The sequence below is a fragment of the Pseudomonas sp. NPDC089758 genome (genome assembly GCF_044748705.1).
Lineage (GTDB): Bacteria > Pseudomonadota > Gammaproteobacteria > Pseudomonadales > Pseudomonadaceae > Aquipseudomonas > Aquipseudomonas putida_X.
This window is the reverse complement of the sequence record NZ_JBIVGN010000002.1, coordinates 1-13266: the sequence shown is the minus strand read 5'-3', so window position 1 is coordinate 13266 and position 13266 is coordinate 1. Positions and strand designations below refer to the sequence as shown.

Below are 13266 nucleotides of genomic sequence, written 5' to 3'. Positions count from 1 at the left end.
CTCCGCTTATTGTTCTAGTTCCCTGCGTCAGTAAACCTAGAACGAATAAACGGATCCTGCCCGGATTTATTGGTAGCTCGATTGGCTGGCCTGCAATCAGAACCGCCAGAAGGCAGGCGCGACGAGCACCAGCACGGTGAGAATCTCGAGCCGGCCCAGCAGCATGCCGATGGTCAGCAGCCACTTCGCAGCGTCCGGTAGCGAACTGAAGTTGCCCGCAGGCCCGATTACGCTGCCCAGGCCTGGCCCAACGTTGCACACGGCTGTCGCCGCGCCACTCAGGGCAGTGGTCCAGTCAAGGCCTATGAGGGTCAGGGCCAATGCGATCACCGCAATGGTCACGGAAAAGAAGAAGGAAAACGTCAGCAGTGAGCGCACGATTTCTTCATCGATGGGGTGACCATTGTATTTTTTCGAGATCATCGCCCGCGGATGAATCAGCTGTTTCAAACTGCTGACCAGCAGTGACGCGGCGACTTGAAAGCGGAATATTTTCAGTCCGCCGGCTGTGGAGCCCGAACATCCACCGACAAAAGTCAGATAGAAGAACAACAGCATGGCGAAGCTGCCCCAGAGCGTGTAGTCCCCTACCGCAACGCCGGTGGTCGTCACGATCGAAGTCACATTGACCGCCACGATGCGCAACGCATCCCACCACGAAAAGTCACTGTGCCAGCAGAGCCAGGTGCCCACGGTGACCCAGACGAACAGAAGAAAGCCGAGAAAGCCACGCACCTGATGGTCCTTGAACAGGACGCGCCGGTGGCCACGCAAGGTCGCCACATACAAGGTAAAGGGCAGGCTTCCCAGAATCATGATCAGCACCGCGACCCAATGCACGGCTGGCTGAGTCCAGTGGCCAAGCGATGCATCGGACGTCGAGAACCCACCCGTGGAGATCAGCGACATCGAATGATTGATGGCTTCGAAAGGGGTCATGCCGGCGGCCCACAGGGCCAAGGTACCGAGCGCGGTCAGCCCCAGGTAGATCAGCAGAATCATCTTTGCCGCGACGTGCGAGCGGGGTGTCACTTTGTCCGACCAGTCCGACGACTCGGTCTGGAACAGGCGCATGCCACCCACACGCAGTAACGGCAGGATTGCGACGGCCATACCGATGAAGCCGATGCCCCCCAGCCAGTGCAACAGCGATCGCCACATCAGCAGGCCGGGCGATGCGCTGTCCAGGCCGGTTAGCACCGTCGAGCCTGTGGTGGTGATGCCCGACATGGTCTCGAAGAACGCATCGGTGTAGCTGATATGCCGGATGAACACCATGGGCAGGGCTGCGAACGCACAGACGATGACCCAGCTGGCTGTGGTCAGCATGTACATGTCTCGGGCCCTGAGTTGCGGCGCATCGGGTATGCCACGAGCCACCAGGGCTAGGCCTGCGCACAGGGCGATCAGGCTTGACCAAAGGAAGGCACCGAGGTCCTGGCTAAGGCCATACCACAGCAGCGTGGCCATGGGGATGACCATGCTGACCGCAAGGGTAATCAGGAATACGCCGACGATGAAGGCGATGAAGCGCAAAGCGGGGAGAGGCATTGAGCAAGCTCATAGGGGCAATGACGGGCAGTATCGTCTGTAAGGGCAGGATGTCGAGTAAAAATGACGTAAAAAAGCTGAGCCATGTTACAGGCAGGCAACGTGAGTCACGTCGCAGCCCTGGCTGTGCACTATGATCAGTAATTTGTAAGTTTCGATCATTGAGCGCATTCAAACGGCTGTTTAATGTCGTGGGCAGATAAACGACGGGGCCCGCCGAGGCACCCGCATTCCGTGATCACGCCACATGGGGAACCGTTCCATGGCTGCCGACCGCTATCCGCACTTGCTGGCCCCGCTCGACCTGGGCTTCACCACCTTGGCCAACCGCACCCTGATGGGGTCGATGCACACAGGCCTTGAGGAGCGCCCCGGTGGCTTCGAGCGCATGGCTGCGTATTTTGCAGAGCGAGCCCGTGGCGGCGTTGGGCTGATGGTCACCGGCGGTATCGCGCCCAACGATGAAGGTGGCGTGTATTCCGGCGCAGCCAAGCTGAGCACCGAGGAGGAGGCTGACAAGCACCGCATCGTCACCGAGGCCGTGCATGCCGCTGGCGGCAAGATCTGCCTGCAGATCCTGCATGCCGGGCGCTATGCCTACAGCCCTCGGCAGGTGGCGCCGAGTGCTATCCAGGCGCCGATCAACCCGTTCAAGCCGAAAGAGCTGGATGAGGCCGGGATCGAGAAGCAGATCGCTGATTTCGTCAATTGCGCCGTGCTGGCACAGCGCGCCGGTTACGACGGCGTCGAAATCATGGGCTCTGAAGGCTACTTCATCAATCAGTTCCTGGCTGCCCATACCAACCACCGTACTGACCGCTGGGGTGGCAGCTATGAAAACCGTATGCGTCTGGCGGTCGAGATCGTCAGCCGGGTGCGCGACGCCGTGGGCCCTAATTTCATCATCATCTTCCGCCTGTCGATGCTCGATCTGGTAGAAGGTGGCAGCACCTGGGACGAGATCGAGTTGCTGGCCAAAGCCATCGAGCGGGCTGGCGCGACCCTGATCAACACGGGTATCGGCTGGCACGAGGCGCGCATCCCGACCATCGCCACCAAGGTGCCGCGCGCCGCGTTCAGCAAAGTCACCGCCAAGCTGCGCGGGGCGGTGAACATTCCGTTGATCACCACCAACCGCATCAATACCCCCGAAGTGGCTGAAGCAGTGCTGGCCGAGGGCGATGCCGACATGGTCTCGATGGCCCGGCCGTTCCTGGCCGACCCGGAGTTCGTCAACAAGGCGGCGCAGGGGCGCGGCGATGAAATCAACACCTGTATCGGCTGCAATCAGGCGTGCCTGGATCATACCTTCGGCGGCAAGCTGACCAGTTGCCTGGTCAACCCGCGGGCCTGCCACGAAACCGAACTCAATTACCTGCCAGTGAACACGGTCAAGCGCATTGCCGTAGTGGGTGCCGGCCCGGCTGGCCTTGCGGCTGCCACCGTGGCTGCAGAGCGTGGCCACCAGGTGACGCTGTTCGATGCAGCCAGCGAAATTGGCGGGCAGTTCAACGTGGCCAAGCGAGTGCCGGGCAAGGAGGAGTTCTTCGAGACCCTGCGCTATTTCGGCAACAAGGTGAAGAACACCGGGGTCGAGCTGCGTTTGAACACCCGGGTCGATGTGCCGGCCCTGCTCGATGGCAAATTCGACGAGATCATCCTGGCCACCGGCATCGCGCCGCGTACACCGGCCATTCCCGGTGTCGAGCATGCCAAGGTGCTCAGCTACCTGGACGTACTGCTCCAGCGCAAGCCAGTGGGTGAGGCGGTGGCAGTGATCGGCGCTGGCGGCATCGGTTTTGACGTCAGCGAATACCTGGTGCACCAGGGCGTGGCCAGCAGCCAGGACCGGGAGGCGTTCTGGAAGGAGTGGGGCATCGACCGCGACCTGCAGGCGCGCGGCGGCGTGGCAGGCATCAAGCCCGAGCCGCATGCATCGGCACGGCAGGTGTACCTGCTGCAGCGCAAGACGTCCAAGGTGGGCGATGGCCTGGGCAAGACCACCGGCTGGATCCATCGCACGGGCCTGAAAAACAAGCAGGTACAGATGCTCAACGGCGTGGAGTACCTGAAGATCGACGATGCGGGCCTGCACATTCGTGTCGCTGAAGGGGAGCCGCAGGTACTGGCGGTGGACAACGTGGTGATCTGCGCCGGGCAGGAGCCGCTGCGGGAGCTGCACGAAGGTCTGCTGGCTGCGGGGCAGTCGGTGCACCTGATCGGTGGCGCGGATGTGGCGGCGGAGCTGGATGCCAAACGGGCGATCAACCAGGGCTCGCGTTTGGCGGCAGAGCTGTAAGCCAGCCGGGGCCGCAAAGCGGCCCCAGGTTTTCACTGGTAGACTGGCGGCCTCGCACCAGGCACTGAAACATGTCTACCCGCTTCCATGACCTTCCCCAGGCGCCATTACAGCCCTTCGAGCTTTCTTGGCTGAAAAGCGCCGGCATCGATGCCGCCATCCTGCGCCTGGATCTGATCGACCCTTTGGTCAGCGGCAACAAGTGGTTCAAGCTGCGCCACCACCTGCTGCACGCTCACGCGTCGGGCGCCGCCGGGCTGATCAGCCTGGGCGGCAGCCATTCCAACCACCTCCATGCCCTGGCCGCTGCCGGCAAGCGCTTCGGTTTCGCCACCGTCGGCCTGTTGCGCGGCCATCCCCAGGACACCCCCACGGTGCTTGATCTGCAGGCGTTGGGGATGCAATTGCACTGGCTTGGCTACGCAGGCTACCGTGCCCGGCATGACGCCGGCTTCTGGGCACCCTGGCAAGCACGGTACCCGGGCTGGCACTGCATCCCCGAAGGCGGTGGCGGGCAGGCCGGTGCGCAGGGGTGTGCGTTGATCGTCGAGCAGGCCAAGGCCCAGTTGGGCACATTAGGGTGGTCGGACTATGACGCCTGGTGGCTGGCCGCTGGCACCGGAACCACCCTGGCCGGCCTAGTGCTGGCCGAAGGCGGCGCGCACAGGGTGCATGGCGCCCTGGCAGTGCCCTTGGACCATGGTGTGCCCGAGACCATAACGGCGCTGGCCGGTACGCGCGGCTACCAGTTGCACGAGGCTTGCCGAAAGGGGTTTGCCAGGCTCGATGATGAGCTGCTGGCATTCATCGAGAACACGGAAGGCAGCACGGGGATACCTTTCGAGGCGCTCTACACCGGCAAGGCATTGATGGCCCTGCGTGCGCAGGCCGAGGCCGGGCTGTTCGAGCCTGGCACTCGCCTGATCTTCGTGCACACCGGTGGCCTGCAGGGCCGACGCGGTTACTTGTAGGGCAGCATGCGCAGCAGCGTGTTATCGCGCACGACGTAGTGGTGATAAAGCCCGGCCAGCGCGTGCAGGCCGATCAGCCAATACCCCCAGCTGCCTACGCGTTCATGCCAGCCCTTGATGAACTTGGCCAGGTCCGGGTTCGCGCCGATCAGATGTGGCAGCTCCAGGCCATAGAAGGGCACCGGCTTGTCGGCGGCGCTGAGGATCAGCCAGCCGGCCAGCGGCAAGCCGATCATCAACAGGTACAGCGCCAGGTGCATCAGGTGGGCAAGCCCGGTCTGCCAGGCGGGAGGCTTGGGCACAATGGGCGGCGCAGGGCGCACCAGGCGCACGGCCAGGCGCAGCCAGACCAGCATGAACACCGTCAGGCCGAGCATGAAGTGCAGGTCCTTCATCAGGTTGCGCTCGGCGCTGTCCTTGGGGAACAGGCCACGCAACTCGATGCAGGCGTAGACAGCAGCCAGCAGCACCAGCATCAGCCAGTGCAGGGCGATGGACAGGCGTGCGTAGTGGGGCGCGGGGCTGGATGAAGCCATGGGTGGTCCTCGTCATCAGGTCGAAAGTGGCGCTCTTGGCGGCGCTCAGAGGTAACTGTAATCGTTGCTGGAATAAAATCGTTGCGCTGGGTCGATGAAATCGTGTTTGCGGCCTGGGCCGGCGAGTTACCCGCGCAGGGCTAGGTGCGGCCAGCTGTCTGCCACCAGAAACACCCGAGCCACTTCCTGCCAATCGCCATGCGGGCCGGGTTCGAGCCTGACCAGCATCTGTGCCGGTGCCTGCGGGTCAAGCAGCTCAAGCCATTGCGCGAACTGTGGCAGGGTCCAGACTTGATCGGCCTCGAACCTTGCCGGCGCCAGCCAGGCATGGCGGGGCAGGGGCTGCCAGCGCTGCGCCTCGGCCATTGCCCAATCCCGCCGGCGCAACCACCGCCCACGCAGGTGCAGCGGGTTGGCCCCCTCAGGCGATTCGGCGTGCCCGGGCCACGGATAGAATAGATACCCTGCCAGCCACAGGTGGGCCTGGACTTGGCCAATGCCCAGCCCGGCCAGCGCCTCACGGCTTTGCGCGTCGCCCGACATGGGCAACTGGTGCCCGGCCAGGTGCGCCAGCTTGGTGCCCAGCCGGTCATGGCAACCCGGCCCGAGCCACTGCGCCGGGTCATGGCCTGGGCCGTCCGTGGGCCCCAGGTAAAGCTTTATGGCCAGCTCCAGGTGGTGGGTACCGTCGGCGTCGCGCAGCACAATGTCCAGCTCGCCCAGCGTGCGCCCACTGCTGCGGATCGCCAGGTTGGCCGCCAGCAGCTCGACACCGGGCGCCTGGCCCAGGGCGAACTGCCACAGGCCTTCGTAATAAAGGCCCAGGCGCCGGCTGGTGCTGTTTGCCAGCCACTCACGCAGGGGCTGGTCGTCGGCATCCAGCGCCTGTAGCCAGTCTTTGAGGCGCTGCGGGTCTGCCGCCCAGGCGCTGCCTGCCAGCGGATGGCGCTGAGGGCAGGGCGGTGTGCTCAGCAGCGGTGGCGACAGCAGCGTCCAGGCCAGGTCGCGCACGGCGGGGCGGCGCAATTGGCGAGGCAGGTCATGGAGTTCAGCGAAAGGCATCATGCTGCGAGCATAGCCGGTTTGCCGCTGCCCGGTCGTTTCGCCCATAATCGCGGCATAGTCACCCGCCGCAGAGCCTTGCAGGAGCCCCATGGAGCAATTTCGCAATATCGGTATCATCGGCCGCCTTGGCAGCTCGCAGGTGCTCGACACCATTCGCCGACTGAAAAAATTCCTCATCGAGCGCCACCTGCACGTGATCCTCGAGGACACCATTGCCGAAGTGCTGCCTGGCCACGGCCTGCAGACCTCCACGCGCAAGCTGTTGGGCGAAGTCTGTGACCTGGTCATCGTCGTCGGCGGTGACGGTAGCCTGCTCGGCGCCGCCCGTGCTTTGGCCCGGCACAACATCCCGGTCCTGGGGATCAACCGCGGCAACCTGGGCTTTCTCACCGATATCCGCCCGGACGAGCTGGAAGAAAAGGTCGCCGCAGTGCTCGACGGCCACTACCTGGTGGAAAACCGCTTCCTGCTTCAAGCCGAGGTGCGTCGCCACCACGAGGCCATCGGCCAGGGCGATGCCCTCAATGATGTGGTGCTGCACCCGGGCAAGTCGACGCGGATGATCGAGTTCGAGATCTACATCGACGGCCAGTTCGTCTGCAGCCAGAAGGCCGACGGCCTGATCGTCGCCACCCCGACCGGCTCGACCGCCTACGCGCTGTCGGCTGGCGGCCCGATCATGCACCCCAAGCTCGACGCCATCGTCATCGTGCCCATGTACCCGCACACCCTGTCCGGCCGCCCGATCGTGGTCGACGGCAACAGCGAGCTGAAGATCGTGGTGTCCAAGGACCTGCAGATCTACCCGCAGGTATCCTGTGACGGCCAGAACCACTTCACCTGTGCCCCCGGCGATACCATCACCGTGAGCAAGAAACCGCAGAAACTGCGCCTGATCCACCCGCTGGGCCACAACTACTACGAGGTCTGCCGCACCAAGCTCGGTTGGGGCAGCCGCTTGGGGGGCAGGGACGACTGATGTTCGATCCGGCGCGAAGTTTCGACATCATCGGTGACGTGCATGGCTGTGCGCTGACCCTCGAACGCCTGCTCGACACCCTCGGCTACAAGCGTGTCGGCGGCGTCTGGTGCCACCCGCGGCGTCAGGCGCTGTTCCTCGGCGACATCGTCGACCGCGGCCCGCGTATCCGCGAGGCGCTGCACATCGTCCACGACATGGTCGAGGCCGGCCAGGCCTTCTGCATCATGGGCAACCATGAGTACAACGCCCTGGGCTGGGTAACCCCGGCGCTGCCCGGCAGCGGCAAGGCCTATGTGCGCGAGCACACCCCACGCCACGCCCGCCTGATCGACGAGACCCTGACCCAGTTCGCCCACCACCCCGGTGACTGGCACGATTTTCTGCAGTGGTTCTACGACATGCCGCTGTTCCTCGACGCCGGGCGGTTCCGCCTGGTGCATGCCTGCTGGGACCCGCGGCTGATCGACCCGTTGCGCCAGCAATACCCGGACGGGCGCATCGACGAGCACTTCATCCAGGCCTCGGCCGTGCCCGGCAGCTTCGCCTCCACGGTCTGCAACCGTCTGTTGCGCGGCACCGACATGCGCCTGCCGGACGGCCTGACACTGACCGGCGGCGATGGCCTGACCCGCGCCTTCTTCCGGACCAAGTTCTGGGAAGAAGACCCCAAGACCTACGGCGATATCGTCTTTCAACCTGACGCGCTGCCCGATGAGGTCGCCCGCACGCCGCTCAGCCACACCGAGAAGAATGCCTTGCTACGCTATGGCGAAGAGGAGCCGCTGCTGTTCGTCGGCCATTACTGGCGCAGCGGCCGCCCGGCACCGATCCGCCCCAACCTGGCCTGCCTGGACTACAGTGCGGTGCTGTACGGCAAGCTGGCGGCCTATCGGCTGGATGATGAAACCCGGATCGACCCGCACAAGTTCGTCTGGGTCGACGTCGATCGACCGCAGGCCAATCAATGAATATCGTCGAAGTGATACGCCTGCCGCTGTCGGTCGACCTCAGCGGCTTCGTCCACTTGTTGCAGCGCCTGCAGGTGCCGCACCGGGTCAGCGAAGAAGGCGAGGTGCAGGTGCTCTGGGCCCCGGAAACCATGGCTGAAGATGTTCTTCAACTGTACCAGCGCTACCCTGACGGCAACGCTGATGTCGAGCTTGCGCAGCCGCCTGTGGGCGCTGGCTCGCCGGCGAAAGGGCCGACCCTGGCCGAGCAGGCGAAAGCCTGCAAGGTAACCGCTGCCGTCCTTTTCCTGTGCCTGATCGTCGCCGGCCTGACCGGCCTGGGCGATAACCTCACCACCATCAGCTGGTTCACCTTCCTCGACTACCGCGTCCAAGGTGACTACCTGCACTTCACCCCGCTGGCCCAAGGCCTCGCCGAAGGCCAATGGTGGCGCCTGGTGTCGCCGATGCTGCTGCACTTCGGCGTCTTGCACCTGGCCATGAACGGCATGTGGTACTGGGAACTGGGCAAGCGCATCGAACTGCGCCAGGGCCCTTGGTCGCTGGCTGGCCTGACCTTGCTGTTCAGCCTGGTATCCAACCTTGCCCAGCACTACACCAGTGGCCCGAGCCTGTTCGGCGGCCTGTCCGGGGTGCTGTACGGCTTGCTCGGGCATGTCTGGCTGTACCAGTGGCTGGCGCCCAACCCACACTTCAGCCTGCCCAAGGGCGTGCTGGTGATGATGCTCATCTGGCTGGTCATTTGCCTGACCGGTGTGGTCGGCCAACTCGGTTTTGGCCAGATCGCCAACGCCGCGCACGTCGGCGGGCTGCTCATCGGATGCCTGACGGGCCTCTTGGGTGGTGCGCTGGCGCGGCGTAAACTGTCCGCTTGATTTAGGAGACGCTATGTCCACGTTCGCGCAAATGATCGAAAACATCACGCCGGAAATCTACGAAAGCCTGAAAACGGCCGTGGAGATCGGCAAATGGTCCGATGGCCGCAAGCTCACCCCCGAGCAGAAGGAGCTGTCGCTGCAGGCGGTGATCGCCTGGGAGATGAAGAACCTGCCAGAAGACCAGCGTACCGGCTACATGGGGCCTCAGGAGTGCGCATCGAAGTCTGCGCCGATCCCTAACATTCTGTTCAAGTCGGACTCGGTACATTGATCGAACTCGCTCGTGGCTCATTGAGCAAGATGGCGGTAAGCCTGGAAGCACCCGTGGTGCAGTACAGTTTTCGCCTGGATGACACCCAGGTGCCGGTCAACCCGCTGATCGGCCAGACCCTGCGCCTGCACTACCTCGGCGCCATTCACTGCAGCCATTGCGGCAAACGCACCAAGACCAGCTTCAGCCAGGGTTACTGCTACCCCTGCATGACCAAGCTGGCCCAGTGCGACATGTGCATCATGGCGCCGGAACGCTGCCACTACGACGCCGGCACCTGCCGCGAGCCGTCCTGGGGCGAGCAGTTCTGCATGACCGATCACGTGGTCTACCTGGCCAACTCGTCCGGGGTCAAGGTTGGCATCACTCGCGCTACGCAGTTGCCCACCCGCTGGCTTGACCAGGGGGCGAGCCAGGCGCTGCCGATCATGCGTGTGGCGACCCGCCAGCAATCGGGCCTGGTCGAAGACGTATTGCGCAGCCAGGTGCCGGACCGCACCAACTGGCGCGCGCTGCTCAAGGGCGACGCCGAGGTGCTCGACCTGGTGGCCATTCGCGAGCAGCTCTTCGATGCCTGCGCCGATGGCCTGCGCGACCTGCAGGCGCGCTTCGGCCTGCAGGCGATCCAGCCGCTGCCCGATGCCGAAGTGGTGCACATGAAATACCCGGTCCATGCCTACCCGAAAAAGATCGTCAGTTTCAACCTCGACAAGGACCCGGTGGTGGAAGGCACGCTGCTGGGCATCAAGGGGCAGTACCTGATCTTCGATACCGGCGTGATCAATATTCGCAAGTACACGGCCTACCAGATGGCCGTGCTCCAGTAAAAAGGACCTGCACATGCGTACCGAACAACCGCAAGTGATCTACCTCAAGGACTACCAGGCGCCCGATTACCTGATCGACGAGACGCACCTGACCTTCGAGCTGTTCGAGGACCACACGCTGGTCCATGCGCAACTGGTCATGCGCCGCAACCCGGCACGCGGTGCCGGCCTGCCGCCACTGGTGCTCGACGGCCAGCAGCTCGAACTGCTGCGCGCCTCGCTGGACGATCAGCAACTGCAGGCCAGCGACTACCAGCTCGAAGCCGACAGCCTGACGCTGCACCCCAAGGCCGAGCGTTTCACCCTGGACACCAGCGTCAAGACCCACCCCGAGAGCAACACCGCGCTGGAAGGCCTGTACAAGTCCGGCAAGATGTTCTGCACGCAGTGTGAGGCCGAGGGTTTCCGCAAGATCACCTACTACCTCGACCGCCCGGACGTGATGAGCACCTTCACCACCACGGTGATCGCCGAGCAGCATCGCTACCCGGTGCTGCTGTCCAACGGCAACCCGATCGGCAGTGGCCCGGCTGAAGATGGCCGTCACTGGGCGACCTGGGAAGACCCGTTCATGAAACCGGCCTACCTGTTCGCGCTGGTGGCCGGTGACCTGTGGTGCGTCGAGGACACCTTCGTGCGCCAGTCCGGGCGCGATGTCACCCTGCGCATCTATGTCGAGCCCGAGAACATCGACAAGTGCGACCACGCCATGGTCAGCCTGAAGAAGTCCATGCGCTGGGATGAGGAAGTCTATGGCCGTGAATACGACCTGGACATCTTCATGATCGTCGCGGTCAACGACTTCAACATGGGCGCCATGGAAAACAAGGGCCTGAACATCTTCAACTCCAGCTGCGTACTGGCCCGCGCCGAAACCGCCACCGATGCTGCCCACCAGCGGGTCGAGGGTGTGGTTGCCCACGAGTATTTCCACAACTGGTCGGGCAACCGCGTGACCTGCCGCGACTGGTTCCAGCTGTCGCTCAAGGAAGGCTTCACGGTGTTCCGCGATGCCGAATTCAGCGCGGACATGAACTCGCGCACGGTCAAGCGCATCGAGGACGTCGCCTACCTGCGGACCCACCAGTTCGCCGAAGACGCAGGGCCCATGGCCCACCCGGTGCGCCCGGACAGCTTCATCGAGATTTCCAACTTCTATACCCTGACCGTGTACGAGAAGGGCGCCGAAGTGGTGCGCATGGTCCGTACCCTGCTGGGCGCCGAGGGTTTCCGCAAGGGCAGCGACCTGTACTTCGAACGCCATGATGGCCAGGCGGTGACCACCGACGATTTCATCAAGGCCATGGAAGACGCCAACGGCGTCGACTTCACCCAGTTCAAGCGCTGGTACAGCCAGGCGGGCACCCCGCGTCTGGAGGTCAGCGAGGTCTACGACGCCACGGCACACACCTACAGCCTGACCTTCCGCCAGAGCTGCCCGCAGACGCCGGACAAGGCCGAGAAGCTGCCGTTCGTGATCCCGGTCGAGCTGGGCCTGCTCGATGCCGAGGGCAACGACCTGCCTCTGCGCCTGGCCGGTGAGGCCGCCGCTGTGGGCACTGCCCGCGTGCTGTCGGTGACCGAGGCTGAGCAGACCTTCACATTCGAAGGTATCCAGGCCAAGCCGCTGCCATCGCTGCTGCGCGGCTTCAGTGCGCCGGTGAAGCTGAGCTTCCCGTATGACCGGGACCAGCTGATGTTCCTGATGCAGCACGACAGCGATGGCTTCAACCGCTGGGAGGCGGGCCAGCAGTTGGCTGTACAGGTGCTGCAGGAGCTGATCGGCCAGCATCAGCGTGGTGAAGCGCTGCAGCTTGACCAACGCCTGATCACGGCACTGGGCACGGTGCTGGGCAACGAATCCCTGGACGCCGCGATGGTTTCCGAGATGCTGTCGCTGCCAGGCGAAGCCTACCTGACCGAGATCAGCCAGGTGGCCGATGTCGACGCGATCCACGCGGCACGCGAGTTCGCCCGCCGGCAGATCGCCGAGCAGCTGTTCGATGGCCTGTGGGCGCGCTACCAGGCGCACCGCGAGGTGTCGCGCACCACCGCCTACGTCGCCGCGGCCGAGCACTTCGCCCGTCGCAGCCTGCAGAACATCGCCCTGTCGTACCTGATGCTCAGCGGTAAGGCGCAGGTGCTGGAAGCGACCCTGGAGCAGTTCGAGCACTGCGACAACATGACCGAGCGCCTGACCGCGCTGGCCGTGCTGGTCAACTCGCCGTTCGAGGCGGAGCGCGCCAAGGCGCTGGAAACCTTTGCCGAGCACTTCAAGGACAACCCACTGGTCATGGACCAGTGGTTCAGCGTGCAGGCCGCCAGCACGCTGCCCGGCGGGCTGGCGCGGGTCAAGGCGCTGATGCAGCACCCTGCGTTCACCTTGAAGAACCCGAACAAGGTGCGGGCGCTGATCGGTGCCTTTGCCGGGCAGAACCTGGTCAACTTCCATGCCGCCGATGGCTCGGGTTATCGCTTCCTGGCGGACCTGGTGATCGAGCTCAATGCGCTGAACCCGCAGATCGCTTCGCGTCAACTGGCGCCGCTGACCCGCTGGCGCAAGTATGACGACGCGCGTCAGGCGTTGATGAAGGGCGAACTGGAGCGGATTCTCGCTTCCGGGGCGCTGTCCAGCGATGTCTATGAGGTGGTGAGCAAGAGCTTGGCGTGAAGCCTTGGCTGCCCCACAAGTAATGCACATGGCTTCAGTGCGGTGCATTACTCGTGGGTGCGACTGTCTTGCCGGCGATCCAGTGCAGCGGTGAATGGCACCGGCTTCACCGGTGATCGCCGGCAAGCCGGCCACAGGGATTTGGACCGGCTCGGCTTGTATGGTTAGACTTGAAGGGGTGGTGGGACTAAATGCCGGATTCTGACTGTTGACGCAGTACAGACTGTGGGAGACATCGCCCCACCCC

Annotated in this window: 11 protein-coding genes; 8 read left to right on the top strand and 3 right to left on the bottom strand. The window is 64.0% G+C overall.

Annotation, left to right across the window (positions count from 1 at the left end):
* Nucleotides 1-96 precede the first annotated feature (96 nt).
* Nucleotides 97-1551, bottom strand: a complete 1455-nt coding sequence (locus tag ACIPZH_RS02770; protein WP_241803076.1) for a TrkH family potassium uptake protein — start codon at nt 1549-1551, stop codon at nt 97-99.
* A gap of 262 nt (nt 1552-1813) precedes the next feature.
* Between ACIPZH_RS02770 and ACIPZH_RS02765 the strand changes: the two genes are divergently transcribed.
* Both ACIPZH_RS02765 and ACIPZH_RS02760 read left to right on the top strand, forming a co-directional pair.
* Nucleotides 1814-3850, top strand: a complete 2037-nt coding sequence (locus ACIPZH_RS02765; protein ID WP_400635016.1) for an FAD-dependent oxidoreductase — start codon at nt 1814-1816, stop codon at nt 3848-3850.
* A 71-nt stretch (nt 3851-3921) separates the two neighbouring features.
* Nucleotides 3922-4821, top strand: a complete 900-nt coding sequence (locus ACIPZH_RS02760; RefSeq protein WP_400635014.1) for a 1-aminocyclopropane-1-carboxylate deaminase/D-cysteine desulfhydrase — start codon at nt 3922-3924, stop codon at nt 4819-4821.
* Here the strand turns inward: ACIPZH_RS02760 and ACIPZH_RS02755 are convergent.
* Together ACIPZH_RS02755 and ACIPZH_RS02750 are read right to left on the bottom strand one after the other, a co-directional pair.
* The gene (locus tag ACIPZH_RS02755; protein WP_241803079.1) at nt 4812-5357 is read right to left on the bottom strand and encodes a cytochrome b; all 546 of its coding nucleotides are present in this window, start codon (nt 5355-5357) and stop codon (nt 4812-4814) included. The two genes, ACIPZH_RS02760 and ACIPZH_RS02755, sit on opposite strands and share 10 nt — an antisense overlap.
* 126 nt (nt 5358-5483) lie before the next feature.
* Nucleotides 5484-6467: a DUF1853 family protein gene (locus tag ACIPZH_RS02750; protein WP_400627242.1), complete on the bottom strand. Its 984-nt coding sequence runs from the start codon at nt 6465-6467 to the stop codon at nt 5484-5486.
* Between the two features lie 43 nt (nt 6468-6510).
* On the opposite strand from ACIPZH_RS02750, the gene ACIPZH_RS02745 reads away from it, so the two are divergent.
* Genes ACIPZH_RS02745 through pepN form a run of 6 tightly spaced genes read left to right on the top strand, consistent with a single transcriptional unit; the run spans nt 6511 to nt 13019 of the window.
* Complete coding sequence (locus ACIPZH_RS02745; protein WP_241803080.1) at nt 6511-7401, top strand: NAD(+) kinase; 891 nt, start codon at nt 6511-6513, stop codon at nt 7399-7401.
* Nucleotides 7398-8372 (top strand): metallophosphoesterase, encoded by a 975-nt coding sequence (locus ACIPZH_RS02740; RefSeq protein ID WP_241803398.1) that lies wholly within the window; start codon nt 7398-7400, stop codon nt 8370-8372. The genes ACIPZH_RS02745 and ACIPZH_RS02740 overlap by 4 nt, the downstream gene beginning before the upstream one ends.
* Nucleotides 8369-9247 (top strand): rhomboid family intramembrane serine protease, encoded by an 879-nt coding sequence (locus tag ACIPZH_RS02735; protein ID WP_400635013.1) that lies wholly within the window; start codon nt 8369-8371, stop codon nt 9245-9247. Before ACIPZH_RS02740 ends, ACIPZH_RS02735 begins: the two co-directional genes overlap by 4 nt.
* Before the next feature lie 13 nt (nt 9248-9260).
* Nucleotides 9261-9521: a YeaC family protein gene (locus tag ACIPZH_RS02730; protein ID WP_241803082.1), complete on the top strand. Its 261-nt coding sequence runs from the start codon at nt 9261-9263 to the stop codon at nt 9519-9521.
* A complete protein-coding gene (locus tag ACIPZH_RS02725; RefSeq protein ID WP_400627004.1) occupies nt 9518-10348 on the top strand; it encodes a DUF2797 domain-containing protein in 831 nt (276 codons plus the stop codon). The genes ACIPZH_RS02730 and ACIPZH_RS02725 overlap by 4 nt, the downstream gene beginning before the upstream one ends.
* A gap of 13 nt (nt 10349-10361) precedes the next feature.
* Nucleotides 10362-13019 (top strand): aminopeptidase N, encoded by a 2658-nt coding sequence (pepN, locus tag ACIPZH_RS02720; protein ID WP_400635011.1) that lies wholly within the window; start codon nt 10362-10364, stop codon nt 13017-13019.
* The last annotated feature ends 247 nt before the right edge of the window (nt 13020-13266 follow it).

Bases quoted from the DNA above. Each gene is read 5' to 3' on its own strand.
- pepN (WP_400635011.1), top strand. From the start codon at position 10,362: ATGCGTACCGAACAACCGCAAGTGATCTACCTCAAGGACTACCAGGCG.
- ACIPZH_RS02750 (WP_400627242.1), bottom strand. From the start codon at position 6,467: ATGGGCGAAACGACCGGGCAGCGGCAAACCGGCTATGCTCGCAGCATG.
- ACIPZH_RS02730 (WP_241803082.1), top strand. From the start codon at position 9,261: ATGTCCACGTTCGCGCAAATGATCGAAAACATCACGCCGGAAATCTAC.
- ACIPZH_RS02735 (WP_400635013.1), top strand. From the start codon at position 8,369: ATGAATATCGTCGAAGTGATACGCCTGCCGCTGTCGGTCGACCTCAGC.
- ACIPZH_RS02770 (WP_241803076.1), bottom strand. From the start codon at position 1,551: ATGCCTCTCCCCGCTTTGCGCTTCATCGCCTTCATCGTCGGCGTATTC.
- ACIPZH_RS02755 (WP_241803079.1), bottom strand. From the start codon at position 5,357: ATGGCTTCATCCAGCCCCGCGCCCCACTACGCACGCCTGTCCATCGCC.
- ACIPZH_RS02760 (WP_400635014.1), top strand. From the start codon at position 3,922: ATGTCTACCCGCTTCCATGACCTTCCCCAGGCGCCATTACAGCCCTTC.
- ACIPZH_RS02765 (WP_400635016.1), top strand. From the start codon at position 1,814: ATGGCTGCCGACCGCTATCCGCACTTGCTGGCCCCGCTCGACCTGGGC.
- ACIPZH_RS02745 (WP_241803080.1), top strand. From the start codon at position 6,511: ATGGAGCAATTTCGCAATATCGGTATCATCGGCCGCCTTGGCAGCTCG.